Origin of the sequence: Yoonia sp. GPGPB17, assembly GCF_037892195.1 — a bacterium.
Lineage (GTDB): Bacteria > Pseudomonadota > Alphaproteobacteria > Rhodobacterales > Rhodobacteraceae > Yoonia.
In genome coordinates, this window is record NZ_JATACI010000002.1 from 3,147,898 (window position 1) to 3,174,420 (window position 26,523).

The 26,523-nt window shown below is 56.5% G+C and carries 21 protein-coding genes, 1 tRNA gene, 7 pseudogenes and 1 riboswitch; of the genes and pseudogenes, 12 read left to right on the forward strand and 17 right to left on the reverse strand.

What is annotated here, in order from left to right; translation table 11 throughout:
• Positions 1-99: 99 nt before the first annotated feature.
• The 7 genes and pseudogenes from QTO30_RS16575 to QTO30_RS16605 all read right to left on the reverse strand — a co-directional run bounded on the left by QTO30_RS16575 (position 100) and on the right by QTO30_RS16605 (position 6,373).
• On the reverse strand, positions 100-1,140 hold the full coding sequence (locus tag QTO30_RS16575) for a GGDEF domain-containing protein (protein ID WP_340425179.1): 1,041 nt from the start codon (positions 1,138-1,140) through the stop codon (positions 100-102).
• 74 nt (positions 1,141-1,214) lie between these two features.
• A pseudogene (arfB, locus tag QTO30_RS16580) lies at positions 1,215-1,629 on the reverse strand (alternative ribosome rescue aminoacyl-tRNA hydrolase ArfB).
• 301 nt (positions 1,630-1,930) lie between these two features.
• Positions 1,931-2,571, reverse strand: a pseudogene (locus QTO30_RS16585) (queuosine precursor transporter).
• 76 nt (positions 2,572-2,647) lie between these two features.
• Positions 2,648-3,412: an esterase-like activity of phytase family protein gene (locus QTO30_RS16590; RefSeq protein WP_340425180.1), complete on the reverse strand. Its 765-nt coding sequence runs from the start codon at positions 3,410-3,412 to the stop codon at positions 2,648-2,650.
• Positions 3,413-3,499: 87 nt separating this feature from the next.
• Positions 3,500-4,400 (reverse strand): annotated as a pseudogene (gene mepA / locus QTO30_RS16595) (penicillin-insensitive murein endopeptidase).
• Positions 4,385-5,761, reverse strand: coding sequence for an MFS transporter (locus tag QTO30_RS16600; RefSeq protein ID WP_340425181.1), 1,377 nt, complete (start codon positions 5,759-5,761; stop codon positions 4,385-4,387). The pseudogene mepA and the gene QTO30_RS16600 overlap by 16 nt, the downstream one beginning before the upstream one ends.
• A 69-nt stretch (positions 5,762-5,830) precedes the next feature.
• On the reverse strand, positions 5,831-6,373 hold the full coding sequence (locus tag QTO30_RS16605) for an acyl-CoA thioesterase (RefSeq protein ID WP_340425182.1): 543 nt from the start codon (positions 6,371-6,373) through the stop codon (positions 5,831-5,833).
• A gap of 140 nt (positions 6,374-6,513) precedes the next feature.
• On the opposite strand from QTO30_RS16605, the gene QTO30_RS16610 reads away from it, so the two are divergent.
• The 5 genes and pseudogenes from QTO30_RS16610 (at position 6,514) to QTO30_RS16630 (ending at position 12,660) form a co-directional block, all read left to right on the forward strand.
• Positions 6,514-6,801, forward strand: a complete 288-nt coding sequence (locus QTO30_RS16610; RefSeq protein WP_340425183.1) for a YggT family protein — start codon at positions 6,514-6,516, stop codon at positions 6,799-6,801.
• Between the two features lie 129 nt (positions 6,802-6,930).
• On the forward strand, positions 6,931-7,332 hold the full coding sequence (locus tag QTO30_RS16615; RefSeq protein ID WP_340425184.1) for a PA2779 family protein: 402 nt from the start codon (positions 6,931-6,933) through the stop codon (positions 7,330-7,332).
• Positions 7,333-7,415: 83 nt separating this feature from the next.
• On the forward strand, positions 7,416-8,159 hold the full coding sequence (locus QTO30_RS16620) for a PA2778 family cysteine peptidase (protein WP_340425185.1): 744 nt from the start codon (positions 7,416-7,418) through the stop codon (positions 8,157-8,159).
• A gap of 135 nt (positions 8,160-8,294) precedes the next feature.
• Positions 8,295-11,064, forward strand: a pseudogene (gene fdhF, locus QTO30_RS16625) (formate dehydrogenase subunit alpha).
• 126 nt (positions 11,065-11,190) lie between these two features.
• A complete protein-coding gene (locus QTO30_RS16630; RefSeq protein WP_340425186.1) occupies positions 11,191-12,660 on the forward strand; it encodes a peptidoglycan-binding domain-containing protein in 1,470 nt (489 codons plus the stop codon).
• A gap of 44 nt (positions 12,661-12,704) precedes the next feature.
• Here the strand turns inward: QTO30_RS16630 and QTO30_RS16635 are convergent, their stop codons facing one another.
• The 6 genes from QTO30_RS16635 to QTO30_RS16660 form a co-directional block, all read right to left on the reverse strand.
• A complete protein-coding gene (locus tag QTO30_RS16635; protein WP_340425187.1) occupies positions 12,705-13,484 on the reverse strand; it encodes a hypothetical protein in 780 nt (259 codons plus the stop codon).
• Between the two features lie 156 nt (positions 13,485-13,640).
• Positions 13,641-13,865, reverse strand: a complete 225-nt coding sequence (locus QTO30_RS16640) for a DVUA0089 family protein (protein ID WP_340425958.1) — start codon at positions 13,863-13,865, stop codon at positions 13,641-13,643.
• Between the two features lie 2 nt (positions 13,866-13,867).
• On the reverse strand, positions 13,868-14,839 hold the full coding sequence (locus QTO30_RS16645) for a PPC domain-containing protein (protein ID WP_340425188.1): 972 nt from the start codon (positions 14,837-14,839) through the stop codon (positions 13,868-13,870).
• 121 nt (positions 14,840-14,960) lie between these two features.
• Positions 14,961-16,142: an oxidoreductase gene (locus tag QTO30_RS16650; RefSeq protein ID WP_340425189.1), complete on the reverse strand. Its 1,182-nt coding sequence runs from the start codon at positions 16,140-16,142 to the stop codon at positions 14,961-14,963.
• A gap of 126 nt (positions 16,143-16,268) precedes the next feature.
• On the reverse strand, positions 16,269-16,394 hold the full coding sequence (ykgO, locus tag QTO30_RS16655; protein ID WP_008231708.1) for a type B 50S ribosomal protein L36: 126 nt from the start codon (positions 16,392-16,394) through the stop codon (positions 16,269-16,271).
• Positions 16,395-16,470: 76 nt separating this feature from the next.
• Positions 16,471-16,545 (reverse strand) — tRNA-Val (locus QTO30_RS16660).
• 151 nt (positions 16,546-16,696) lie between these two features.
• On the opposite strand from QTO30_RS16660, the pseudogene QTO30_RS16665 reads away from it, so the two are divergent.
• Positions 16,697-17,559, forward strand: a pseudogene (locus QTO30_RS16665) (N-formylglutamate amidohydrolase).
• A 13-nt stretch (positions 17,560-17,572) separates the two neighbouring features.
• Here QTO30_RS16665 and QTO30_RS16670 read toward each other — a convergent pair.
• A complete protein-coding gene (locus QTO30_RS16670) occupies positions 17,573-18,157 on the reverse strand; it encodes a TetR/AcrR family transcriptional regulator (RefSeq protein WP_340425191.1) in 585 nt (194 codons plus the stop codon).
• 100 nt (positions 18,158-18,257) lie between these two features.
• Here QTO30_RS16670 and QTO30_RS16675 point away from each other — a divergent pair.
• A pseudogene (locus QTO30_RS16675) lies at positions 18,258-18,823 on the forward strand (carboxymuconolactone decarboxylase family protein).
• Between the two features lie 20 nt (positions 18,824-18,843).
• On the opposite strand, the gene QTO30_RS16680 reads toward QTO30_RS16675, so the two are convergent.
• On the reverse strand, positions 18,844-20,367 hold the full coding sequence (locus QTO30_RS16680; RefSeq protein WP_340425192.1) for an ABC-F family ATP-binding cassette domain-containing protein: 1,524 nt from the start codon (positions 20,365-20,367) through the stop codon (positions 18,844-18,846).
• A 215-nt stretch (positions 20,368-20,582) separates the two neighbouring features.
• A complete protein-coding gene (locus QTO30_RS16685) occupies positions 20,583-21,836 on the reverse strand; it encodes a DNA polymerase IV (RefSeq protein WP_340425193.1) in 1,254 nt (417 codons plus the stop codon).
• Positions 21,837-21,861: 25 nt separating this feature from the next.
• On the opposite strand from QTO30_RS16685, the gene QTO30_RS16690 reads away from it, so the two are divergent.
• The 4 genes and pseudogenes from QTO30_RS16690 to QTO30_RS16705 all read left to right on the forward strand — a co-directional run bounded on the left by QTO30_RS16690 (position 21,862) and on the right by QTO30_RS16705 (position 25,047).
• On the forward strand, positions 21,862-22,299 hold the full coding sequence (locus QTO30_RS16690; RefSeq protein WP_340425194.1) for an NUDIX hydrolase: 438 nt from the start codon (positions 21,862-21,864) through the stop codon (positions 22,297-22,299).
• Between the two features lie 95 nt (positions 22,300-22,394).
• A riboswitch (glycine riboswitch) is annotated at positions 22,395-22,482 on the forward strand.
• 110 nt (positions 22,483-22,592) lie between these two features.
• Positions 22,593-23,836 (forward strand): annotated as a pseudogene (locus tag QTO30_RS16695) (D-amino acid dehydrogenase).
• Between the two features lie 42 nt (positions 23,837-23,878).
• Entirely contained in the window at positions 23,879-24,772 is an 894-nt protein-coding gene (locus QTO30_RS16700) for an SPFH domain-containing protein (protein ID WP_340425195.1), read from the forward strand.
• Positions 24,772-25,047, forward strand: coding sequence for an NfeD family protein (locus QTO30_RS16705; RefSeq protein ID WP_340425196.1), 276 nt, complete (start codon positions 24,772-24,774; stop codon positions 25,045-25,047). The genes QTO30_RS16700 and QTO30_RS16705 overlap by 1 nt, the downstream gene beginning before the upstream one ends.
• A 33-nt stretch (positions 25,048-25,080) precedes the next feature.
• Here QTO30_RS16705 and pyrF read toward each other — a convergent pair whose 3' ends face one another.
• On the reverse strand, positions 25,081-25,797 hold the full coding sequence (pyrF, locus tag QTO30_RS16710; RefSeq protein ID WP_340425197.1) for an orotidine-5'-phosphate decarboxylase: 717 nt from the start codon (positions 25,795-25,797) through the stop codon (positions 25,081-25,083).
• Between the two features lie 77 nt (positions 25,798-25,874).
• On the opposite strand from pyrF, the gene QTO30_RS16715 reads away from it, so the two are divergent.
• Entirely contained in the window at positions 25,875-26,327 is a 453-nt protein-coding gene (locus tag QTO30_RS16715) for a hypothetical protein (protein WP_340425198.1), read from the forward strand.
• The last annotated feature ends 196 nt before the right edge of the window (positions 26,328-26,523 follow it).

Consider the following 26,523-nt stretch of genomic DNA (forward strand, 5'->3'; position numbering starts at 1 on the left):
TGGGACCTAACGCAAAATACTCAGGTCAGCGTAGCATCCGTTAAGCGACCGAAGCGGTTTGCTGTTCTTTGTCATAAGCAACTTGCGCGCGGTTCTTGCTTAAGCCTGTTTGGCCAGAAGCAACTGTGCATCTGCCTGATCAATCATCCTTTGGATCGAATGATCGTTTTTGGTCCAAAACGCGCCAATACTGATCGAGACATCAAAAGTATTGCTTTCGAATACAAAAGCTTGGCTTGATATGCAGTCGCCAATCCGTTCCGCAACGGATTGCACATCCGCCGCTTCCAATCGTGGCATGTAGATTGAAAACTCATCTCCGCCGTGCCGGGTAAAGACAGCCTCATCACGAATGCTCTCTTTGATGCGGGCGGCAAGAATAGCCAAAGTTGCATCACCGGTACCGTGCCCATAAGTGTCGTTGATGTGTTTGAAGTTATCAATATCCATGTAAAACATGGCGTGACCTGCGCGCGCATCAAATGTGGTCGCACTGATTTTGGCGTCCATGCCGCGCCGGTTCAGCAGATTTGTCAATGAATCTCTATTGGCGTCATCGACTAACTTCCTGTTCAACTGAAGGTGGTTGACCTCGCGACGAAACACAAAACCAATGGCTATCATGCCAATAATATCCACCAACAGAAGCGTTGGAAATATGGATATCAGAATTGCAATGGCCATTTCGTACGGCAGTACAAAAACCCCAACTGCCGCCGGTGTTATGGCCAAGCCCATCAGGAAGTCCTTTAGGATTGGTTTTCGGATGCGGTTCCTCAGAACGGTGGCGGCAAGGTGCGCCAGCCCAAACGCCAAAAGTAAACCAACAACACCTGCCCCTGTACCGGCGCCACCGATTACAACACGGCAGATGATGCCTATCGTCATTGCAATCAACCCGGCGACAGGACCAACAAATGCGACGGCTGCGCCGACCAGCACGGTGCGCGTATCAAAGATGACGCCTTCGCCAAGTGTCAGCGGGTTGATCATACCGGCGCCAATTGTCACCCCAAAAAGCAAGCCAAAGGCGATCTGCTCATACCGTGATTCATGAAAATGCCGCAAGATGACGTTAAACAGAAAGGCCAGGCCCATCAGTGCGACAATCGGCGGAACCAAAACTTGAAGCTGAAGCATGCGGCAGTATCCAAAGAACGACTGCCTGTTAATATTAACGAAATGTCTTAATAACTCGTGAGCGCGGCAATGGTTTAATCGCCGATCTTGCCGCGTAACGCCTTGACCTCGCCACGGGCTTTTTTGTTGGCTAATCGGCGTTTGACGGACCCGTAGGTCGGCTTGGTTGCAATCCGGCGTTTTGGTTTTTCGCAAGCGCGCATGATCAGGTCAGCCAACCGTTGACGGGCGATTTCCCGATTGCGGGCTTGGCTGCGTGTGTCCTGCACAAACAGGACAAGCGCGCCGTCCTGAGTCCAACGCCGCCCTGCCAGTCGTTTCAGCCTTGCTTTTACGGGGGCTAAGCAGGTTCGGTGAGCGTTCCGCTTCGAACCGTAGTTCGACAGCTGTCGACACTTTGTTCACGTTCTGACCACCCGGACCCGACGACCGCGCAAAACTTTCCGTCAGCTCCCAATCTGCAATTTCGATCTGATCATTGATTCGCATGTGCTGCCTAAGTGTGTGTACAGGTTCTGTACGCGAAACATACGATGGTTTCCTGAAAGAAAAAGGGCCACCCCGGCGACGGGATGGCCCTTTCCTGAATTACGGAGGTGGGTCGGTTAGGATCTCCACCTTGGGTATTCCTCAGCCAAGGGCTGCCCTAGCTGCGATCCTCCCAAGTTGTCCCGACACACTTCTCCAATACCTCATGATGCACTGGATCACCTCCTTTCAAATGTTTCGCCTGAAAAGAGATTCGCACAGATTTGGTATATTTCAAGTAAAAAGATACCTGATCTCGTGTTTATGCGCTGCGCAGAAGGAGACGCGTAACAATGATGCGAAATGGCACCAAAGCGAGCAGCGCGATGGTCAGTTTGACGCCCCAGTCTGCGATGGCCAATGTGACCCAAAGCGGCGCGTGGGGGCCCGTCAGCAACAGCGGTGCGGTGTCTTGCGCCCACATCACTTCTTCTGCGGCCGAGGCGCTGAACCCGTTGAAAACGGCGGCAAATGCAATGGAAAAGAAAATCGCTGTATCGACTGTTGAACCAACCAATGTGCTACCCAAAGGTGCCTTCCACCATGAGCCAGCGTTCAGGCGTTGGAACACAGCGATATCGAGCAGTTGTGCAATCAGGAATGCGGTTGCCGATCCAATCGCGATCCGCAATGCCACTGCGGGGTATTCGAACCCATCGCCTTGCAACATGATCTGGCTACCGATCAGTGAGCAGATAATGCCCACGACGAGACCAGAGAATACAACCTTCCGCGCCGCACTTGGCCCATAGACCCGGTTCATCACGTCAGTAACAAGGAACGCGAGCGGATAGGTGAACGCCCCCAGGTCAGTAGCCCATCAAGGATGAGGAATTGCACAAGAATATTGGACGCCACAACAATGGTGGCCATGGCGATAACGCCGGGAAGGATGCGTGTCATTTGATTAATCCGTTTTGACAAGGGTGCGGCACTTGGCCCCCGGACGTCGGGGACAAGGCGACTTAACGCCGCCTGATTAGTCCGTCAATCGGTATTCAACGATCTCTGTCCGTTGAAAGCTGCGAAAGTTGTCGTCGGAAATGAGTGTCATCCGCAGGCCGTCGGCGTCCCGCCAAATGCTGATGCCCTCAAGATTGTCATGCGTGCGCAATCCGGTTTCCAGGATCAATTTCTCTCCGCTGCCGTCCAGTGCAAAGCGCCGCACGCGGTTGCGAAAGCCGATTCCGACGAAGTCCCGCTCCAGCACATACAACAAGCCGTCCGGCCCGATATCGGCGCCCGACAAAAGGTAGGGTCCGCGCCGTGGAATGGTGAAGGGCTGGTCCCAGTGACCGTTAAGAAGACGGAAAACCGGGAATGGGATGGTCACACGTCCAGATCGTTCCGGCATGGTGTAGAGCGCACCATCGGGGCCGATGGCGAGCGCTTCCAAAGAGGCATTGTCTTGCATCCCGTCAAAGGCTGTGGTCGTGATCAGGTTAGAAGCCGGTCCACCGTCTTGGGCAAATGAGCGCAACCCGTGCGTCCATTCAAACGAAATGTAGGCCAGTCCATCAGGCCCAATTGCCAGCCCTTCGCTATCGCTGTTTGCGCGATTCAGTGGGATGCCGAATGCCCCGCGCAGGCGTTGGATTGGTCCAGCTTCGACGGCTACGATAGTGTTGTTCTGGCGTTGGAGCGTCCCACGTACCATTGCGCCGCGGTCGCTCAACGCGACAAAGCGCGCACCGTCGTCAGAAACCTCGATCCCTGAAAATCCGCCAAAGGCAGGGTCTGCCATGGTCCACTCATAGCTGCCCAGATATGTGGCTTCCGCATAGACGGGAAGGGCCCTGAGAAGAGCATAAAGGCAGACAAGGCGCAGCAACTACTGAGCGTTCAGGACGGCGTCACACTGGCCGGGCAGATTGGCCATGGTCAGCTCAGCGCGCGGTGTCGGCGCTGGTGCATCGGGGTCTGGTGGTGGTGGGTTCAGGATACGGTCTACCCAGGCCTGCGCATCATCGCAGCCATCACCGGGGGTGGGGGCGTTTGATTGGTGCAGTTGGTAGCGCCAGCAGGACAATTCAGCCGCACGTGGAAATGATAGTGATGTCCCCACCAAGGGCGTATCTTGTTTAGCCAACTGCGATCACCCGTGGCAGAGTTGCACATCGCAACCTTTGCGCCCGGAAAAACAAAGATGCGTGCCGTGCGCGGATCAGAGGCGGCGGCCTTGAAAATCGCCTCATGCTGGGGGGTCCAACGGCTGTTGGTAAAGGCCCCGGCCTGACGACGCATTGAGATCGATGAAAGGTTCTCGCGTTCCTCCGCTGTCAGATTCAGCCGGTCTGGCGGCAACATCCAGATATCAACGTCCAGCCCCGACTGGTGGCTGACATGGCCTGTCAGCATCGGCCCGCCGCGTGGCTGGCTCATATCACCCACATAGAGCCCTTCCCAACCCGGTTGAGTTGCAGCGAAGCGGCTGAGGTCCTGAATATAGTCAATCGTGACAGGCTGCGCCCAGTTGCGGTTACGCGACAAGCGCATCGCCTGCCATGTCGGTCCGGTTTCCGCCAATTGCTGACCGCGGCCTGGCATCCACGCGAATAGCCCCCGATGGGTTGCGGTGCCTGAGCAGACCCCGTGGGCGCCGCCCCAAAGAGCGTCTTGGCGATGCGTGTATCATTTGGGTTTCCGCTGGCCTGAGAGGCCAACGATGGTTCTTCTGTCTGACATGCCGCCAATCCGGCGACCAACACTGCTGCGATTATGAGGCGGACCATTCTGCGCGATCTCCGTCTTTATTGACCCATCGTAACAACAAAAGCCCGATCAGGAAAAGGAAGATTACAGGCAGGAACCCTAATTGATTGTTACCGGTCATGACGGTGAACAAAGTAATCAGTGCGGGGGCAAGAAATGCTGTCGCCTTACCGGTCAGCGCAAACAAGCCGAAAGCCTCGGCCGGGCGGTCAGGGTGTGTGTGACGGACCATCATTGAGCGGGACGATGCATAAACCGCACCGCCAGCACCGCCGATGCACATACCGCAGATGTAGAAGATGATGTCAGGAACGCTGGATCCTTCGGCGAAGGGGATGCCAAAGATCGCCTCGCGCGACATGCTGACAATAACCACCGAGACCAAGATAAGGACCCACACCGCGATGCGGATCACTGGTTTCGGCCCAAACCGCGAATCCGCCAATCCCGACAACCACGTTGTGATCGCAGCTGCAATGGCTGCAATGATTCCAAAGACCCCGATCTGGATGGTCTGCCAATCCAGCACCAGTGCTGCATAGACGCCCCCAAATGCATAAAGCGCGTTCAGCGCATCGCGATAGAACATGGAGCCAATAAGGAAATTCAACAGGCTCTTGCGGTGCAGCACGTCACGCAATGTTTCGATCAATTCGCGCCAAACAGCGCTCAGTCTGGTTGATTTCTTCTCGGCTTTGGGGTCGTCGCGGACAAACATGAAGAACGGAATGATGAAGATGATGTACCATATCGCGATGAATGGCCCGACTGAGCGGGTCCCCTCTCGCATTTCGGGATCAAGCCCAAAGAGTGGCGGGTTGCCCAGAAGGGTCACGCCCTGATCGTTTTCGGCCAGTAGAAGCAGCATGACGAACAGCGATATGACTCCACCCCAATAGCCAAATGCCGCGCCAGAGCCGGAGATGCGCCCGACCTCTTCATCATTGCCCAGTGATGGCAGGATCGCGTTTACGAAGTTCAGCGCGCTTTCCGCGGCAAAGAAGCCCACGTAGAATATGATCAGCATCAAGATGAGCGCAGATCCGTCGGGTTTTAGCCCCCACAGCATGAATGTCGCGATCACATAAACAATCGAGAAGAACGCAATCCACGGCATCTTGCGGCCCGAGTTATCCGCAAATGCTCCCAAAAACGGTGCACTGAACGCGATCAGAAGACCGGCAACGGTTTGCCCGGCAGACCAAACAGATTGCGCGCGCGCATCTGCGGCGGCATCGGTCATCCCGGTGCCGAGGAAATACTCTGTCGCCACGACGGCGAAGTAAGGTCCGAAAATGAAAGTCAGGCCAAGTGTGTAGAAGGGTTGCGATGCCCAATCAAAGGCCATCCATCCCCAGATGCGTTTCTTAGCGACTGCCATATACTTGTTCCTGCTCTTCCCTTACAGGGATAAGACACAGATATAGTTGCAGCTGGCAAGAAATCTTTCTTAGGCCGTGCCGTCATCCTCTGGCGGCCATGGGCGGGTATTGTCGGCATCAATCCATGCCTGCACCCATGCAGGCTTGTCCGGTGAAGGTTGATCCATACCAACCGCCGCAAAGACGCGCCCCGGATCGACAATGCCATTTCTATCCGTCACAGCCGAGCGATAGAGGGCCTGTACCGCACATTCTTCACCGATCCAGATTGTCTGTTCGAGGTAGAAGAACCGGTGGCTCCAACCCACAGCTTTGCTGACAGTGCGGAACTTGACGAAAGGCCTGATCCGCTTGCGATACCGAACCGAAGACCCCGCAATGGTCAATCCCCAACCGTTTTCGCGCAACGCCCGCAGCAGACCGACCCGTTGGGCAAGCCCGGTGCGCCCCAGATCAAGGATTGTCAGGATGCGCCCGTTATTCATCTCGAAGAAATAGTCGATGTCCTGCGGCCAGCACCGATGATGCGACACATGCGTGCCCAATACGTGAAGCGGCGGCATGCGACGGGCTTTCACAACTTCTTTAACCAAACGTACCATAGGATACATGGGCGATGTCCTTTTGCTTTGATGAAAGTGATGAGCTTGGTTGACGTAAACGTCAACTTTGACCTCGCGGCAACCTTGGACTTGTCGGCGTGCGCATGAGCGCTTAGGTCTTGGCAAACAAAACGAAGGGCATTCTTTCTATGCTAACAATTATCCAAGCCATCCTTTTGGTTCTCGGTGTGCTCCGTTTCTTCGTGATCGCGCACTTCATCATGAGTTGGCTGATCCGGTTTGAGGTGCTCAACATCCGGCAAGAGTTTGTCGGGCAGGTCTGGTACGGGCTGGAACGCATCCTTGATCCGATCTACAGCCGTATCCGGCGTTACATGCCGGATTTAGGCGGCATTGACCTGACACCTATCGTTGTTCTGGTAGGGATCGAGATTTTGCGGATCTTCCTTTACAACAACATGATGGCCTTCGCGTAGACGGGAACTTGCCCATCGCGGGGTGAATTCCATCCAAATGGTTGCGTCGCGCCCGAAATTGCTGAAAGCTAGCGCCAAATTGGGAAACGCGGCGGGCGCCAATCCCGCCGTAGAATGGGAATAGGCGATATGAGCTTTCTAAACATCAGCAAAAAGGGCATCGCCATCGCGCTGTCAGCACAACTGGTTCTGGCCACACAAGCAGTGACAATGGCGCAGGCCGAGATGCTTGGCACCGATCAGGCGATCAACAAATACACCGCCTTGGCAAACCGCAATGCGCTGATGGATGAAATCCAGCGTGATGATGTGCAGGCCGAAATCGTAGCACTCGGGATTGATCCGGCCGAGGCCGAGGCGCGTTTGGCGGCTTTGTCCGATGCCGAGATAGCAACGATGCTGACGCAGATGGAAAACGACAGCGCGGGTGCAGACATCGTCGGTACGATTTTTACGATCTTCGTGATCCTGCTGGTCACAGACCTGCTCTGCTTTACGCGGTTCTTTAACTTTACACGGTGCGTGCGCTAGGGCCGTTTCTGCGACGGTTTGCCTGCCTGCTGGCTCTGTGCTGGCTGGCAGCATGTGCACAACAGTTTGACCCAGACCAACAGTTGACCTTCGAGGCACCCACACGGGCCAGCGTGCCCGGCGTGCCACTGATCCAGCAAGAGGCCTTCTATTGCGGCCCGACGTCCATCGCCATGGTGATGCAATGGGCTGGGTCCGATATCACACAAGAGGATGTCGCAGCACTGGCTTTCAGCCCCGGCGCAGGTGGCACCTATCTGGCGGACATGATTGGCAGCAGCCGCAGACTTGGGCAGCTTGCCGTTGAGATCAACGACTTTGATCAGTTGTTGTCCGAAGTTACAGCAGGGCATCCCGTTATCGTTTTTCAGAACCTTGGCCTCGGGGTTCTGCCGGTTTGGCACTACGGCGTCGTGACCGGCTATGATTTTGAGAAAGACGAGATTTATCTCAACTCTGGCCAGTTGGATCAAATGGTGATGGCCTTCGCCGTCTTTGAACGCACATGGCGGCGGGGTGACTATTGGGGGCTGGTCGTTCTGCCACCTGATCAGTTACCGGTCAGTACGTCCGAAACAGTTATATTGTCTGCCGCAGCCGCATTGGAACGGGTTCAGCAATATCAAGCGGCGGCAACTCTGTATGAAACGGGTGCCGCGCGGTGGCCTGAGAACTGGCTCTGGCAGTTTGGTCTGGGCAATGCGCGCTATGCCATGGGCGACCTGCGCGGCGCGCGAAGTGCGCTTCGAAGGGCCCGGTCGCTTGATCCAACTATTCCAGAGGTGCGCGTCAATCTGACCTTTGTGGAAAGCGAAATAGCGGGCTAGGTGCCACCCAACCGAAACGTCTGTCACCCATCGGAAATTCGGCATGGCGCAAATGCATCGCTGGCGGTCGCCCACGGCCTTTCGGCAAATCGGCGCAAGTGCTGTATTATCAGCAACGCACCCCGGAGAATCCCTATGTCAGACCGCATTACCTTTACGCTTGATGGTCAGTCTGTGACCGCCGCCCCCGGTGAGACGATTTGGGAAGTCGCCAATGGACGCGGCCTTGTGATCCCGCATCTGTGCCACAAGCCTGCACCCGGCTATCGTTCCGATGGTAATTGCCGCGCATGTATGGTTGCGATTGAGGGCGAGCGCACATTGGCTGCCAGCTGCATCCGGGAACCCTCCGAAGGTATGATCGTGACCACCGACCAGCCCCGCGAAAAGCAAGCGCGCAAGATGGTGATGGAACTGTTGGTCGCGGACCAGCCAGCGCAAGAAGTTGCCCATGACAAATCCTCGCATTTGTGGGACATGGCAGTGACGCAAGACGTGAGCGAAAGCCGCTTTCCGCAGAAAGAACCCGATCATATCCCGCTGCTCGACGACAGCCACGTCGCGATGTCCGTCAACCTTGATGCCTGTATTCAATGCGGCCTTTGCGTACGTGCTTGCCGTGAAGTGCAGGTGAACGACGTTATTGGCATGGCTAAGCCGTGGTGGCACGGCCTATCCGGTGTTCGACATGGACGATCCTATGGGCGCATCTTCTTGCGTGGCTTGTGGTGAATGTGTGCAGGCGTGTCCGACGGGGGCTTTGCTGCCCGCGACAGTCACCGACGAAAACCAGATGGGTGACAGCAAGGACTACGACAAAGAGGTCGAAAGCGTCTGCCCGTTCTGCGGCGTCGGCTGTCAGGTGTCGCTCAAGATCAAGGACAATAAGGTCAAATTTGTCGAAGGGATCAACGGCCCCGCAAACGAGGGGCGGCTTTGTGTGAAAGGACGCTTTGGCTTTGACTACATTCACCATGATCACCGGCTAACCAAGCCACTGATCCGGCGCGATGATGCCCCGGCAAAGGGTCTGAACGTGGACCCGGCCAACTGGCAAACCCACTTCCGCGAAGCGACATGGGACGAGGCGCTGGACGTGGCAGCGAACGGCATGAAAGAGATTGGCGGCACGGGCGTTGCAGGCTTTGGTTCGGCCAAATGCACGAATGAAGAAGCCTATCTGTTCCAAAAGCTAATCCGCCAAGGCTTTGGCCATAACAACGTCGACCACTGCACGCGACTATGCCACGCCTCATCCGTCGCAGCGCTGATGGAGAACGTGGGCTCGGGTGCCGTGACCGCGACCTTTAACGAGATCGAAAACGCTGATGTCGCCATTGTTATCGGCGCCAACCCCGTCGAGAACCATCCCGTCGCCGCGACCTATTTCAAGCAATTCACAAAACGCGGTGGCAAGCTGATCGTGATGGACCCGCGCGGCGTGGGACTGCGCCGCTTTGCATCGCATATGCTGCAATTCCGTCCTGGCGCGGATGTGTCAATGCTCAATGCAATCATGCATACGATTGTCGAGGAAAACCTCTACGACCAGCAGTATATCGAAGCCTACACCGAGAATTGGGAAGCCGAGAAAGCGCATCTTGCGGACTTCGCCCCTGAGAAGATGGAAGGCATCTGCGGCATCCCGGCAGAGACCCTCCGCGATGTAGCGCGCACCTTCGCGGGTGCCAAGGCCGCGATGATTTTCTGGGGTATGGGCGTCAGCCAGCACATTCACGGCACCGATAACTCGCGCTGCTTGATCAGCCTCGCGCTGATGACGGGGCAAGTGGGTCGCCCGGGCGCTGGCCTGCACCCGCTGCGGGGGCAGAACAACGTGCAGGGTGCCTCTGATGCCGGTCTGATCCCGATGTTCCTGCCAGACTACCAGCCTGTAGGCGATGATGGGGTGCGATCTGCGTTCCAAGAGATTTGGGAAGAAGGCTCGATTGACCCTAACAAGGGCCTGACAGTCACTGAAATCCTCGACGCTGTGCATGCGGGCGACATCCAAGGGATGTACATTCTGGGCGAAAATCCCGCGATGTCAGACCCTGATGTCGAACATGCGCGTGATGCGCTGGCAAAGCTCAAGCATCTTGTGGTGCAGGATATTTTCATCACAGAAACGGCCAACTTCGCCGATGTGATCCTGCCTGCTTCAGCCTTTGCCGAGAAATCCGGCACGGTGACGAATACCAACCGTCAGGTCCAGATGGGCCGTCCAGCGGTGCCACCACCGGGCAATGCGAAGGAAGATTGGTGGATCACGACAGAACTGGCCAAACGGCTGGGCCTGAATTGGGCTTACACGCATCCAAGCGAAGTCTTTGGCGAGATGGCCCTGTCGATGAAATCGCTCAGCAACATCACCTGGGATCGTCTGGAGGACCAGAATGCGGTGACCTACCCGTCACTCTCGCCCGAAGACCCCGGCCAGCCTATCGTCTTCGGGGATGGCTTCCCGCGCGAAAATGGACGCGCCAAGTTTACACCCGCAAGCGTGATCGCACCTGATGAAACGCCAGATGCGGACTACCCGATGATCCTGACCACCGGGCGGCAGTTGGAGCACTGGCACACGGGTTCCATGACCCGCAGGTCCAAAGTGCTGGACGCGGTCGAGCCAGAAGCAAACTGTTCACTGCACCCCTCAACCCTGCGCAAGCTGGGGGTCGAGCCGGGTGGTTTGGTCAAGCTCTCTACCCGGCGTGGCAGCATCGTCATTATGGCGCGCGAGGATCGGGCTGTGGCCCCGGACATGGTCTTCGTCCCCTTTGCCTATGTCGAAGCGGCAGCGAATATCCTGACCAATCCGGCGGTCGATCCCTACGGCAAAATCCCTGAGTTTAAGTTCTCGGCGGTGAAAGTCGAAAAGGCGGTCAACCCCGTTGCGGCGGAATAGGAAACCCGCGCATCATCCGCCGGTTTATGCCGCGCTATTGAATAGCAGCGGCCCGCTGGCCTAGCGTCTTTGGTGCGCGACGTCGTTTTCATGACGGCGCGCAAGAATAACCAAAGGAGACGCGCCATGCGCAAACTGACCCTCATCGCTGCCTTAACGGGCCTTGCATTGCCAGCCTTCGCAGATGATGCGGCCCTTTTGATGGGCGTGTCGCGGTATGAAGAGTTACGGCGGGTCAGCAACGGCTTGGATGTGTTGAATCCGGCGGATGCTCTGCGCGATGCGGGCTATGCCGTCAGCACATTGTCCAACGGGTCGGCGGATGACATGGACCGCTTGCTGAACCGTTTTGCGGCCGAGGCAACCGACGCAGAGCGCCTGATTGTCGGATTGGCGGGGCGGTTTGTCACGGATGGATCGCGCAGTTGGTTTCTGGCAGAGGATACCAACCGCCCGTCCCCCTTTGGATTGGACAATGCGGTTTCCATCGAGACGGTCATGAATGTGCTGGCGCAAGCGCCGGGACAGGCAATTTTGATTCTGGGGTATGATCAGAATGCGGATGCCACGATTGGCTCCTATCTGCGTGAAGGTGTCGGCGCGCTTAATGTGCCGCAGGGTGTCACCGTGCTTTATGGTGAGCCTAACATGACCGATGGCGTGGTTTTGGATGCGGTGACTGAACCGGGAGGCGACGTGATGGCGTTCGTCCGCAACAGTCGCCGCCTGAACGCGACGGGTTATGTGCCACAGAGCCTTGTCATGCAGTCTGAGGACTCCGAGGTTGCCCCGCGATTACCGACCATTGATCCCAGCCTGCGGGCTTGGACGCTTGCTCAAGACAGGGACACGGCGGACGCGTACCGGGACTTTATCTTTGATAACCCGGGCAGCCCTTATGTGACCGAGGCGCGGCGCAGGTTGGACCAGATCGAGCGTGATCCGGTCAGGCTTGCTGAAATTGAAGAAGACGGGTTGAATCTGACGCGCAATGAACGCCGGACGATCCAGCGCAACCTGACATTGCTTGATTTCAGTACCCGTGGGGTTGATGGTATCTTTGGCCCCGGATCACGTGGAGCAATCCGTAACTGGCAGCAGAACAACGGCTTTGCACAGACCTCTTTTCTGACAACCGAGCAGATCAATCGCATTGACGCTCAGGCAGGCCGCCGCGCGGCTGAAATTGAAGCCGAAGAAGAACGGGCGCGTGAAGAGGCGCTGGCACTGGACCGCGACTATTGGGAAGAAACCGGGGCACGTGGGACCCGGGCTGGCTATCGCGCCTACCTTGATCGGTATCCCGAAGGTATCTTTGCCAATGAGGCGCTCAGTAATCTTGCTGAGACGCAAGAAGCAGACAATGAAGAAGCCCGCGCGCGCGAGCAGGCGTTGAATATCAATCCGGTCCTAAGGCGTTTAATTGAAGACCGCCTGCAGAAACTGGGGTTTAATCCGGGTCGCGTAGATGGACGGTTTGACAGCGATACGCGCCGCGCGATTGGCCGGTATCAGCGACAGGGCAATCTGACCGCGACCGGCTATCTGGATCAGGCCACGCTTGCCCGGCTTTTGGCGGATACGTTCGGGCGATAGCGGGTATTGAAGTGCCGGGCCGTTATCAGGCGCGCCGCCCGACGTTATGGCGGTGTGGCGACTGGCACTTCGTAGCGTAAGTGGATGTCTTCGCCTGCGACACCAAGCGTTACGATCAGATCCCACCAGCGGTTGGGTTCGGCGTCTTCGATCCATGCAGTTTCCGGACTGCCAGAAGGAATATCAACACGTAGATTTGCAATGAAATGCCCAGTATCATCGACGCGAACGTCCGCTTGGTAAGCGCATTTGCGATCCACCACCGTTTTGAAATTCACGCCATCTGTTTCTTCTTCTCTGATGACCGTGATGTGCTCGAGATGTACTTGCACATGATCCGCGTGACGTCGGTCGGTGCAAACCAACCGAGCCGACAATGCGGAACCCGTCCAGGCCGGACGGCTGTCCAGAATGAGTGAGATACCTCTTTCAAAGCGAAGTGTTTTCCATGCGCGGTGTGTCTGACGCCCAAAGTAGATTGCAGCCACAACCGGTATGACCCCTAGGAGCGTCCAAAAATTACCGCTGGGCAGCTTGTCGATGATTTGTGCCACACCCATCAAGCCAAACATTGCAAGTATGACAAAGAAGGCCAAAGTGCCCCAAAGGCTTGTCTTGCTGCGTGATGGGATAATGTCCGTCTGCCACCGCGCATCCCACATCCAAGGTTGATCAGGATGGGTGCCCATGGCTTTGACGCGGAATTTTTCCTCGCGATAGCCTGACAGGCAGAAACTCAGCACACCGGCAAAAATGATGCCGAAGAGTGTGATGAAGGGAAATACCCACCAGTTGAACGGTTGCTGCGCAATCGCAAAGCACATGATTGCTATCAGACACAGTGTGCCGGTCGCGATGATGAGGTTGGTTCTATTTTGCAGTGGGTGGTTTGTGCTTCGGGTCGTCTGTTGATGCAAGAAGCCATAAAAAATGGTGCTGATGGATCGGGTGCCCACAATCGGGGCACCCGACAGCGTTACTTATTGCGCGCGGACATAGCGTTCGGCCAGGAGGCGAATAAATCCTTGCCCACCATCATATTGGCGCACGCCGATGATGTATGTACCGGCTTGCAGGCGTACCGCGATCAGGCTGTCCAGCCCGTCGCCATAGTCGTCGTTTTGTCCAACCTGACGGCCCAGATCATCATAGACGACAAGCCATGGGTCACTGTTGCCATTGGCAATTGCCTCGACAACCAGCAGGCTTAAGCATCGTCAAGTTCAATGCTGTACCATGTCACATCTTCGGTCGACTGAACGTCCTGGCGGATACGTGATGTGAGTGTACCCAAATCGGTAACTGGCACGCTGCCATCAAGCGGTGGGGCCGCTTCGCCACGGGCATAAAGACTGCGCAGGGCCTCTTCGGCATCATATTCGCTGATACTGACCGTGATGGGGAGGCTGTCATCATTCAGAGAGGTCACCGCAAGGCAATAGGTGCCCGCAGCCAGCCCATCAGTGAAATCGAGACGTGAGTTCAGCCCATCATAATCGTCGTTTTCGTCGATATAGACCTCACCCGGTCCATAAAGTGTGATGACTGGATCGGCAGATTCGTTTTCTGCGACAATGGTGATGGGGGTCTGATCCTCAAGCGTAAAGCTCCAGTAGGGGGTATCATCGACAGAAGCTGAAACGCTGTTGCCGAGCGCACCAAAAGGTGCCGCACTCTCACAGCTGCCTGCGGGGCCGCTGCTGCCACCGGTATCAATACCGTCTGTTAGAGGTTCCTGCTCCTGCCGTCCGATGCGGACGAATGCGGTCATGGGGCCGCCATCATAACTGCGCATCGACATGCAGTAGGTGCCAGCCTCCAACGTGGTTTCGGCCCGGGATGCCGCATTGCCGCCCGAGTCGTCGTCGGACAGGATGATGCCGCCCGCACTGTCGAGCAGATCAATAATGGGGTCACCGGAACCGCGCCCTGCCGCCTCGATCCTGACATCTGTGGGTGCGCTGAGGGTGAACAGTGACACGTATTCATTCCCACCAAGAACCAGCGCCATCTGTTCGCGGTAGACATCAGCGGTCGTGATGTCAGAGCTGACCTCATCGCCGCCAATCCACTGACCGTTGTTGCCAGAGCCGCCACAGATGTCCTGAGCCAAGGCGGGGGCGGCAGCGCCTAGCATCAGTGTCGCAAAAGCGGTTGTCTTAAGGGTGAAGCGGGTCATGGGGCACAGTCCTTTGTCGTTGCACATGATCTATTGGGAGCAGGGTAGCGTGACTGTGACAAGAATGGCTAGGGCTGATCGGCGAAAGTCGGAAAAACCCGACCTTTCCGTATTTCCGGGGTTAACCGAAACGCGCGTTCCACAAAGGAATGCGTGCGGCATCACGCGCGTTGTAGTCGGCTATAGCGGTGTCAAGATCAGCACACTGATCAATGGGTTGATCCCGTCCGATGCGGGCCATTTGCTGTGTGTACCATGCCGTGACCCCGCCCTCTGGCGGCTCTGTAAATCGAGGAAAGGAAACGGCTGACCCGTTGTTGTACCACCTCTGAGGCAAATCGGGGTCCAGAATGAATGCCCGTGCCAAGCCGATGACGTCTGCCGTGCCTTCTGTCAGGATGCTGGTAGCTTGTTCCAGTGTTTTGATGCCACCTGTCAGCATCAGTGGTTTTTTGGTCTTTGCGCGTGCGCCCTTACAGAAGACTTCAAAATATGGCCCCTTGCCGCCGCTATCTGAAGCGGACTTGGCACCCGGGAAATAGGTGCCACCACTAATGTCGATCATATCAATGGCTGTCTGATCGAGCATGGCCACAACGTCGAGCGCTTCTGTTTCGGTAAAGCCGCCGTCCAACTGATCAGTCGCGTTCAGCTTGATGATGACAGGAAAGCGGGGCCCAACGGCGTTGCGCACGGCCTCCAAGACCTCCAGCAACAGACATGCGCGATTTGGCAGGCTGCCGCCATAGGTGTCGGTGCGTTTGTTAAAGAGTGGCGATAGGAACTGGCTGAGCAGAAATCCATGAGCGGCATGGATTTGAACACCGCCAAATCCAACCTGTTTTGCCATATGCGCTGTCCGAGCGAACTGCGCGGGCAGGGCCGCGATCTCTTCCAAAGTCAGCGCGGCGCATGTCAGCCCGGGCAATGACAATGCGCTTGGCCCCTTGGGTGTGCCGATCGGAGGATGGGTCATTGCACCCGCATGACCAAGCTGTGCGAAAAGTAAGGCACCGTTTTGTGATCCGCTTTGGGTCAGTGCGCGCAATCTCGCGGTGTCCGATTGCGCATCAAGGACCAGGTTGCCGGGTTTCTCTGCAGCATGCGGGTTGCCTTGAACCTCACCAACGATACTAAGAGCGACGCCACCCGCAGCCCAACGACCATAGAGCTGGATTTGTTCGTCCGTTGGGTCGCCCCGGCCGTCGCCAAGTGAATCCGACATTGCCGATTTAGCGAGGCGGTTTTTGATCGACACGCCGCAAGGCAGAGTCAGCGATGCAAAAATCGGATCTGCGGACATATCAGGTGCTCCTTTGCCATAAGGTATAGCGGATCACGATGAACCTTACGCATTGCAATGCACCCATAAAACGAAAAAGGGCCGCACCTTTGGCGCGACCCTTTCGACAAACCTGTTGTCGCTGGTTTAGCCCTGGCGGGCCTTGAACCGGCGTTGCGTCTTGTTGATCACATAGACGCGGCCCTTACGGCGCACGATGCGGCAATCGCGGTGGCGCTGCTTGAGCGAGCGGAGGGAGTTACGTACCTTCATGGGTCGTGTCCTATCTGTCGCGGCGCGCGATTTGCGCCTTGGGTTGCGTTTCAGGCCATAAGACCCGTTGAATTCATGGTGGACGATACTGGGATTGAACCAGTGACCCCTTCGATGTCAACGAAGTGCTCTACCGCTGAGCTAATCGTCCGTGTCCTCTACGATACCTGCGTCCCATAACGAAATAGGACGCGGGCGAACCGCGTCAGTCGTGCGGTCTATAAAAGGAGTCGTAGAAGGGATCAAGGACTTTTGGTATTTTCCCAAAACACGCTATCTAAAGCACAGAAGGGACGGAAAACATGCTTAAAACCGCTTTCAGCCTGGCCCGGCCCAAAGCCCGCACCACAAGTGTTGTATTTGCGTCGCCACACAGCGGACGTGATTATCCCGAGGCCTTTTTGCGGCGCGCTGTTCTGAATGCAAGCGAGATCCGTTCGTCCGAAGATGCCTTTGTTGATCAGCTGTTTGAAACAGCGCCCTCCTGTGGCGCGCCCTTGCTGACGGCCAATGCGCCACGGGCCTATGTTGATTTGAACCGAGGTGCGGACGAGCTTGATTCCGCGCTGATCGAAGGGGTGCGGCGCACGGCCCATAATCCGCGCATTGCCAGCGGCCTTGGGGTCATTCCGCGGGTCGTGGCCAATGGCCGCCAGATCTATCGCGGCAAGTTGACACTGGCTGAGGCACATCAGCGGATCGCGAACTTCTGGCGTCCCTACCATGATCAATTACAAACGTTGCTGGATGAAAGCAGCAATGCATTTGGCGAAGCGATCCTGATTGATTGCCATTCGATGCCCCACGAGGCCCTTGAAAACGTGGGCCCCCCGGGCAGCGCGCGTCCTGATGTGGTCTTGGGCGACCGTTTCGGATCGACCGCTGCTGGGTCAATCATTGAACAAATCGAAGCTGCCCTCGCCAGCGCCGCTTGCGTGTTGCGCGTAACATGCCTTTCGCAGGCGCGTTTATTACACAGCACTATGGGCGGCCATCACGCCAGCAGCACGCTGTTCAGATCGAAATTGACCGTGCGCTCTATATGAATGAACGCACGCTGGAACCCAGCGCACACTTCGATAGCTTCAAATCCCTGTTGGGTGGTGTGATCGCAGAGATTGCAGACATCGGTCGGCAAGCCGACCAAAAGGTTGCCGCTGAATAGAACAAGATCAGCTTCAAGCCATTTCGGAAAGCCGGGTCAATCCCTCAGCGATGTCTGCGGCGATAGCAATTGCATCCGCTTCGTTCCGCTCTGCCGTCACCCTAAGCCCCAATAGATCGGACTGATACTTCCGGGCCAGTTTTTGTGGATCATGCCTTGGGGCAATGTCACCTTGTGCCTGTGCCTGCGCAAAAAGGCCAGCAAATTGCGCCTCCATCTGTGTGAGGTTCTTGTCGGCCTTTGCCGCCAGTGAATGACCGCGCGCCTGCAGTTCCAGATATGTCTTTGACAGCATGCAGGCCTTTGCCGGTGCTGCGTCATTCGCAATGACGTGGGCAGGGAACTGCTGCAACGCCTGTAAGGGCCCCAGCTTTTCGGTCAAGGCACCCAGTCGCGCCGACCCGTCGCTGGTATATTTATCCAAGGCCAGTTCAAAGAGCGCATCTTTTGATCCGAAGGCTGCGTAAAAGCTGCCGGGTTTCATTTGCAGCGCGGCTTCGAGATCTTTCAGCGACGTGCCCGCCCACCCATACTGCCAAAACAGATCGCGAGCGCGTTCAATCAGGTCGTCGCGGTCATAGTTGGGCCTACGTGGCATGGGTTCACCATTATTTGAGTGATTGCTCAATTATATACTTGAGTGATCACTCAAGAAACCCTAAAAATGGGGATGTCGCAAAACCTGAAGGATAAAACCTATGTCATTCCCATCGCACAATCTTGAAACAGCTCCGGAAGCGTCAAAACCGCTGTTGGAAAACTCTCAGAAGGCCTTTGGCCGTTTGCCCGGCCTGCATAAGGTGCTTGCCGAAAGCCCGCAGGCTTATGAGGGCTATCAAGTGCTGCACAAGCTGTTCACTGAGACAGACTTTGACGCCGACGAACTGACGGTTGTCTGGCAATCCATCAATGTCGAGCATGAGTGTCACTATTGTGTGCCAGCCCACACCGGCATTGCGAAGATGATGAAGGTGTCTGACGATATCAGCGACGCGTTGCGCAACGAAACGCCGCTCCCATCTGCAAAACTGGACGCATTGCGCACCTTTACTGTGCAGATGGTCCGTGCCCGCGGCAATGCCACCCAAGAGCAGATGGATACCTTCTTTGCGGCTGGTTATAGCCACCGCGCGGTGCTCGACGTGATCCTGGGTTTGGCCCAAAAGACCATGTCCAACTACATCAACCATGTGGCGCAGACGCCCGTGGATGCAGTATTCCACCCCTACTTTGGAAACGTGGCGATACACCGTTGGCGGTGTAATCCTACCCCGGCGTCCCATCCTATCTGGGGTGGGGCGTCATCTCCTGTGCAAGAAACGATTCTGGGTCATCCACTTCGACCAACCGCTTGCGCTCAATCTGCCAAAAACGATTGCCGACATTGCGCAGGAAACTGCGATCGTGGCTGACCAACAGGCAGGTCGCACCATGGTGAATCAACTCATCCTCCAAAGCTTCCTGCCCCTCAATATCAAGGTGGTTCGTCGGTTCATCCAAAAGGTAGAAGTTCGGCTGCCTAAGGCGCAGAATCAACATCGCCAAACGCGCCTTTTGCCCACCTGATAGCGCCCCAATCTTGGTGTCCTGCATCTGAATGCTCACCCCAGCGCCAGCTAGCAACCCGCGGGCGCGTTGATCGCCCACATCGAATTGCCCGGCGACCGCCGCCATAGGCGTATCTGCATCAGCCAACTGGCTGAGATGCTGATCGGAATAACCCACCGCCAGTGTTGCGGCCACTTTGATCCCCGCCGTCTCGCCCGTAACTGCACGATGGATCAACTGAACCAGCTGCGTCTTACCCGTGCCATTGGTTCCCAACAGCACAACGCGGTCCCCGTGTGCAATCCACTTCTTCCCGGTCTTGTAGAGCAGGCGGCCATCGGGCGTGCTCACCTCCGCATCATCCAGCGCAATCAGGGCCTTGGCATGGGTGCCGCTGTTCGTAAGTTTGATATCGCCCGCGCCGCGTTCATGATGCGCTGGCTTGGCGGCGGCTTCGATCTTGGCAGCCCGTTCGCTCAGTTGTTTGGTCTTATTCACCAGCAGATCAGAGCCTGAATTGATCCCGATGTTCTTCAGCTTTGCCGCCTGTTTGCGCAGTTGTTGCGCCTTGTTGAGGTCATTTGCAAAGCGGCGTTCATCGGCGGCGTCTGCTTCGGCCAAAGCGTCGCGTGCTTTGGTGAAGGGCAGTTGAAAAACCCGACTGCGCTCGGCACGCAGGAAAAGAGTGCGATTGGTTGTGGCATCAAGAAAGGCGCGGTCGTGGCTGGTGATGACAACGGGCGTGTCGCGGGGCAGGGCGCTGAGCCAGTCTTGAAGCAGGCCGATGCGATGCAGATCAAGGTGGTTGGTCGGCTCATCAAGCAACAGGATGTCGGGTTCTGTGATCCAAGCCGCTGCGAGCAAGGCCGTGCGCTGCCAGCCGCCGCTGAGTTCGGTCAGTGGTTTGTGCTGCAACTCATATGGTACCTTAAGGTCATCCAGCACGACATCCACACGCCAGCTTTCATAGTCGGCTTGTTCCTGCGGAAGAGCGGCAAGCACCATGTTGTAGAGTGTTTCACTCTGGGCGTCGTCCGGGATGTATTGCTCGACATATCCGACACGCAGACCGCGCGCGCGGGTTATGTCGCCGGTGGTATGCGCGAATGTGCTGGCAATACAGCCCATCAGTGTGGATTTGCCGCGCCCGTTGGCGGCGACCAGCCCGATACGGTCGCCCTTTGAGATGGTTAGGTTGAGGTCAGTGAAAAGTGGGTCGCCCAAGGTTACGCCAAGGGCATTGATGTTGATGATGGTCATAAGAAGTCTCAGTCACGTAGGAAAGGTGCCGCGCGTGCGGCGTCTGGGCAGATCGTGGACTGATCAGCCCTGCAAACGGATTTACAGGGCGGGACGGGGACCATGCTGAAGTCGACGGATGATACGCATGTTCAGCACTGTCCTCCTGTTGTTTGCGTGACCTTTGCTAGAACGTAAGTGGAGTATGTAAGATGGGTCAAGACCCACCTTGCGATTCAGCGCAAGGCCCGCCCCTTGATAATCGCATCTTTTCCAAACCTCTCGCGGATCTTATCGGCTGCTCTTTCTGCCTCAGCCCGTTTTTGCGCGCCGGGATCCAGCAAATCCCCTTCGCGGTCTGCGTCCGCATCCGAACTGATCTCCGAAAGCCCGACGCCCAACAAGCGGAATGGCCCACGACTGCTGACCTGATCGAACAGACCACGCGCTGTGCGATAGACCGTATCGGCGATCTGGGTGGGATGATGCAGGCTCTGCCGCTTTGAGATTAGCTTGAAATCGGATGTCTTGAGCTTGAGTGTAACAACGCGCCCTGCCTTGTCTTTGGCCTTTGCCCGTGCGCTCACCTTCTCAGCCATCCGCCAGAGGTGGCCATCAAGGATTTCGACGTCACCGGTGTCTTCATTAAACGTCGTCTCGTTCGACAGCGTCTTTACGGGGCTATGCGATGAAATCCGCCGTCCATCCTCACCCCGCGCAAGGCTATACAGCCGCTCGCCCATGCCGCCGAACCGGTCATGCAAGTCACGCCGATCCCAGCGCAGCAGATCATCGAATGTGCGGATGCCAGCGTTGTTGAGGCTGTTTTGCGCAGCAGGGCCGATCCCCCAGATCAGCCGCACGGATTTGGGGCGCAGAAAGGCAGTCGTTTCCGCTTTCCCGATGATTGAAAACCCCCGCGGTTTGTCGAGGTCAGAGGCGACCTTGGCGAGGAATTTATTGTGGCTCAGGCCGATCGAGCCCGTCAACCCCAACTCGTCCTTCATGCGCTTGATCAACCGTGCCAGCATCACAGCGGGTGGCGCGTGATGCAGGCGTTCGGTCCCTGTCAGGTCCATGAAAGCCTCGTCCAGCGACAGCGGCTCAACGACAGGTGTCAGCTCATCCATCATCTCGCGAATGGCCTTGGAGGCTGCGACATAAGCATCGAAATTCGGTCGCACGACCACCGCCTCGGGGCAGAGTTTCAGCGCCTTGAACATCGGCATGGCGGATTTCACGCCTTTGATCCGCGCCACGTAACAGGCGGTCGAGACGACGCCACGCCGCCCGCCGCCTATGATCACGGGCTTGTCGGCCAGTTCCGGATTGTCGCGCTTTTCGACAGATGCATAGAAGGCATCGCAATCCATGTGGGCAATGGTAAGGTCAAACAACTCCGGGTGCCGCGTCACCCTTGGGCTGCGGCATTTCAGACAGCGGGTTTCGCTGTCGAATGTGGTCAGGCAATCACGGCAAAGGGCGGGCATACCCACAGTGTACGAGGCGCAGGATATGGACACAACGGGGCCGCATGATGGGGCGAAGGTTGCCCTGTTTTTGGGTAACCAGATCATCAGTATCCTGCGCGATGATTTCGATCATATCACCTATCCCAACCTTTGGGACTTGCCCGGAGGAGGCCGTGATGGCGGTGAAACCCCGTTTGAGACCGTCGCACGCGAGACCCGGGAAGAGCTGGGGCTGGTCCTGCCGCCCTCAGCGGTGCTCTGGGAAAGCGCATTCCCTGCGAACTACGATCCGGGCAAATGGGTCGCGTTCTTTGTCGCTTGGTTGCCGCCATTCGCCGTCGAAGACATCATATTTGGCGATGAAGGGCAGCGCTGGGCACTTTACGATCTGGACACCTTTATGAATTTGCCTAATCGCGTTCCCTCCTATTGCGCGCGCTTGCAGCGCTGGATAGCTGAGACGGGTGGGTTCGCAACTTAAATCACACGGTCTAGACGCTTTTGAGAGCCGCTGAAACAGGCTGCAGATTCTTGTTGCTTTGTGCAGCAATCTGTCTATGAGGTTTCCAATAGGAAACACGCTGACCGGGAGAGTTCGGTTCAGTCTGGCGCCGAAGGAGCAACCGCCCCGGTCACTCTCAGGCAAAAGGACCGGTTGGGGTGCAACACACCGAAGAGAGACCTTGAGTGGTCCGCCGAAGGAGCAAGCTTAAGCATCAGGGCGAATCTCTCAGGTACAACAGACGGTGGGGGCATTTGGTAAGGGGATTTACCATGCCTTCGATTGCTGTTCTCGGCGCCGGAATCACTGGCGTAACCACTGCATATTCATTGATGATCCGCGGTTTTGACGTCACGGTTTATGACCGTCAACGTTACGCCGGGATGGAAACCAGCTTTGCCAATGGAGGCCAGTTGAGCGCGTCAAACGCGGAAGTCTGGAACCAATGGTCCACCGTCCTGAAAGGTATCAAATGGATGCTTGAGGGTGATGCGCCCCTGTTCGTGAACCCGCGCCCAGGTTGGCACAAGGTCAGCTGGATGACAGAGTTTCTGGCCAACATTCCTCGTTACAAGTCTAATACCACGAAGACGGCTGCAATGGCTGTTGCTGCGCGCGCAGGGCTGGCCGAGATGGCGGATAAATCAGGTGTCGATTTTGACTTCAGCCCTGCTTAAGCATCCTACATTTTTACAAGACCGAGAAAGACCTCAAGCATGCGCGGATGGTTAATGGCCTGCTGGCGGAAGGCGGGTTGGAACGGCATGAGCTGACCGTCGACGAAGTGATGGCGAAAGAACCCACTCTTCGTGGCGATATCATTGGTGGTTTCTGGACTGAAAGCGACAGCACGGGCGACATTCACAAATTCACTATCGGGCTGGCGGATTGGCTGAAGAAGCAGGGTGTTGTTTTCAAACTTGGCGCGCCTGTTACGGATCTGCATGTGCGTGCGGATGGTGTGCATGTCGAATGCGGCCAAGAGGACCGGTATGACGCGGTTGTCGTGTCTGCGGGTGTCGGTAGCCGCAAGTTCGCGCAGATGTTGGGTGACCGCGTGAACGTGTACCCGGTCAAAGGTTATTCGATCACAGTGAACCTTAATGATGAGGTTTCTCAGGCCGCAGCGCCGACAACGTCGTTGTTGGACGATAAGGCCAAGATCGTATCGTCGCGTTTGGGCAAGAATCGCTTCCGAATCGCTGGCACGGCTGAGTTTAACGGCGAGAATCGCGACATCTTAGAACGTCGTGTCCGCCCACTGATTAAATGGTGTGAAGAGCATTTCCCGGACGTATCCACAGAAAGCTGTGTGCCTTGGGCCGGATTGCGTCCGATGATGCCCAATATGATGCCGCGCGTCGGGCCGGGGAAAAGCGATCGTGTGTTCTATAATACAGGCCACGGCCACCTTGGGTGGACGCTTAGCCCTGCCACCGCAGATACCATCGGCGCGACAGTCACAGCACGGTTTAAAAGTAACAGTATACAACAGCATACATTGAAATCGGCCTGAACCATACCTATCTGTCCTTCATAACAATAGAGGGACAGATGTATGCCAATTGAAGATATTTTCGCTGAGTTCTTTGGACAAAACATACTTTGGCTCATGCTGGCGGTGTTCATTATCGTCTGCATTATGGCCGGTGTTCGCATCGTGCCGCAGTCAGAGAAATACGTGGTGGAACGGCTTGGTCGGCTCCGCTCGGTCCTTGGGCCGGGGATCAACTTTATTGTGCCATTTCTGGACCGCGTGCGGCACAAGGTTTCGATCCTTGAGCGCCAGTTGCCCTCAATGAACCAAGACGCGATTACATCTGACAACGTGCTGGTGCAGGTTGAGACATCGGTGTTTTACCGGATTATTGAGCCGGAGAAGACGGTCTATCGCATTCGTGACGTCGATGGTGCGATTTCGACCACAGTTGCTGGTATCGTGCGTTCCGAGATTGGCCGCATGGAGTTGGACCAAGTGCAGGCAAACCGTTCAAACCTGATTGATGCTGTGCGTTCGCAAGTGGCTGAACAGGTTGATGATTGGGGGATCGAAGTCACGCGTGCCGAGATCTTGGACGTCAACCTTGATCAGGCGACGCGCGAAGCGATGCTGCAACAGCTGAACGCCGAACGTGCACGCCGTGCGCAGGTGACCGAAGCTGAAGGTCAAAAGCGTGCGGTCGAGCTGCAGTCGGATGCCGAACTCTATGCCGCCGAGCAGGACGCGAAAGCGCGTCGTATTCTGGCGGATGCGGAAGCCTATGCGACACAGGTGGTTGCTGTGGCGATTGCCGAAAATGGTTTGGAAGCGGCGCAGTATCAGGTCGCGCTCAAGCAGGTCGAGGCTTTGCAGAAGCTCGGTGATGGCAACGGTAGTCAGACAGTTGTCTTGCCTGCCAATGCGGTCGATGCTTTCTCAAATGCCTTCGCAATGTTGAAAGGACGTGGATAATGCCACTTTGGACAGAATGGTGGGTTTGGATGTCAGGGGCGCTTGTCCTCGCAACACTCGAAGTGTTGATCCCCGGCTATATCTTTCTGGGGTTCGCTCTCGGGGCCGCGATGATGGGATTACTGATCCTGTTCGGGGTCTCAGGCACAGGATTGGCACTGACACTTGTTATCTTTGCGGTGCTGTCGCTGATATCCTATCTGGCGATGCGGAGATATTTCGGATTGAAGACCGGTCAGGTCAAAATCTGGGATACTGACGTGAACGACAACTAAGTCCGCATCTATTTGAAACGCAAACCCCCGACCTTAGCGGTTGGGGGTTTTTGCTTGGGGAGACGCCAGTTCGGCCAAAATGCTCTGTGCCGCCGCCCTTGGATTTTCGGCCTGCCAGATGGGCCTTCCGACAACCACATGATCCGCACCATTCGCAATCGCTTGTGCGGGTGTCATGACCCGCTTTTGATCACCGAGAGCCGCACCCGCCGGGCGCACGCCGGGGGTGACGATCAGCTTGCCTTCGGCTTCGGGCAAGGCGCGGATCAAGGCCGCTTCTTGCGGGGATGCGATCACGCCATCGGCCCCATTGGATAGGGCAATGCCAGCGCGTTCCTGTACCAGATCGGCTACATCGCCTGACTTTATGCAAGATGCATCGAGATCGTCGCGGTCCAATGATGTGAGGATCGTTACAGCCAGAATCTTCATATCTGACCCGCCAGCCCCTGCGCGCGCGGCGCGCACAACGTGGGGGTCACCATGCACGGTCAGGAAATCCAGATTGAATTGCGCTACGCCCCGCACTGCGGCCTCAACCGTCGCGCCGATATCAAAGAACTTCATGTCCAGGAAGATACGCTTGCCATGCTCCTGCTTCAGCTCGTTTGCCAAAGCCAAACCACCGCCGGTGAGCATCCCCAAACCAATCTTGTAGAAGCTCACGCTGTCGCCCAGCGTCTTGGTCAGTTCCAGCCCGTCTAGGACATTGGGCACGTCCATTGCTACGATCAAACGGTCATCGGACATGGGGCTGGCTCCTTTTGCATGATTGCGCCGGGTCTATCGGCTAGCCTGCCAAGGCGCAATCACGGTATGATGCGGTCATGGATATGATGGAGAGGTTTGAGGACTGGGACGGCAAGCGCGTTGCAGATTTGCGCGCCGTTGCTGATGCCTTGATGCCGTCCGATTATGCAGATGTGATTGCCGCTTGCTATGCAGACGACACCAAAACTGCGCGCGCCGCCAGTTGGGTGCTCAAGGCCGCCTATGAAGCGGGGGCAGATATTGCGTTTCCGGCCGACATTCTGGGCGCTGACCCACATTGGGAAATCGCGCTTCATCTGTTGCAGTCTATCCAGCATTGCGCCGTTGATCTGCCGCCCGAGGCGGTGATCCCATACCTTAAGCATGAAAAGCCGATGCTGCGGGCCTGGGCCTTGGATGCATATGTCAGATTGGGCGGTTCTGATTCCGACACCTTGCTGGCGGCGGCTGCTAACGATCCTGCTGCCTCGGTCCGCGCACGGGCGCGCAACCTTGCAAAAGAGCAATGACGCAGCCTCTCCCGGGACTACGTCATTGCGCCTTGGTCGCCATCACCATTAACGACCAAGGTGGGGGTCGCGTGAGTGGTCTTCTGCCTTCGTTGCAGATTGTCTCGCTATGTGGTTTTTGTGCGCGATTATCCGTGTGAAAGCGCGGGGAATAAATTTACCGATCTCCCCGTTACCAAAAAGTGCATTGATCGAC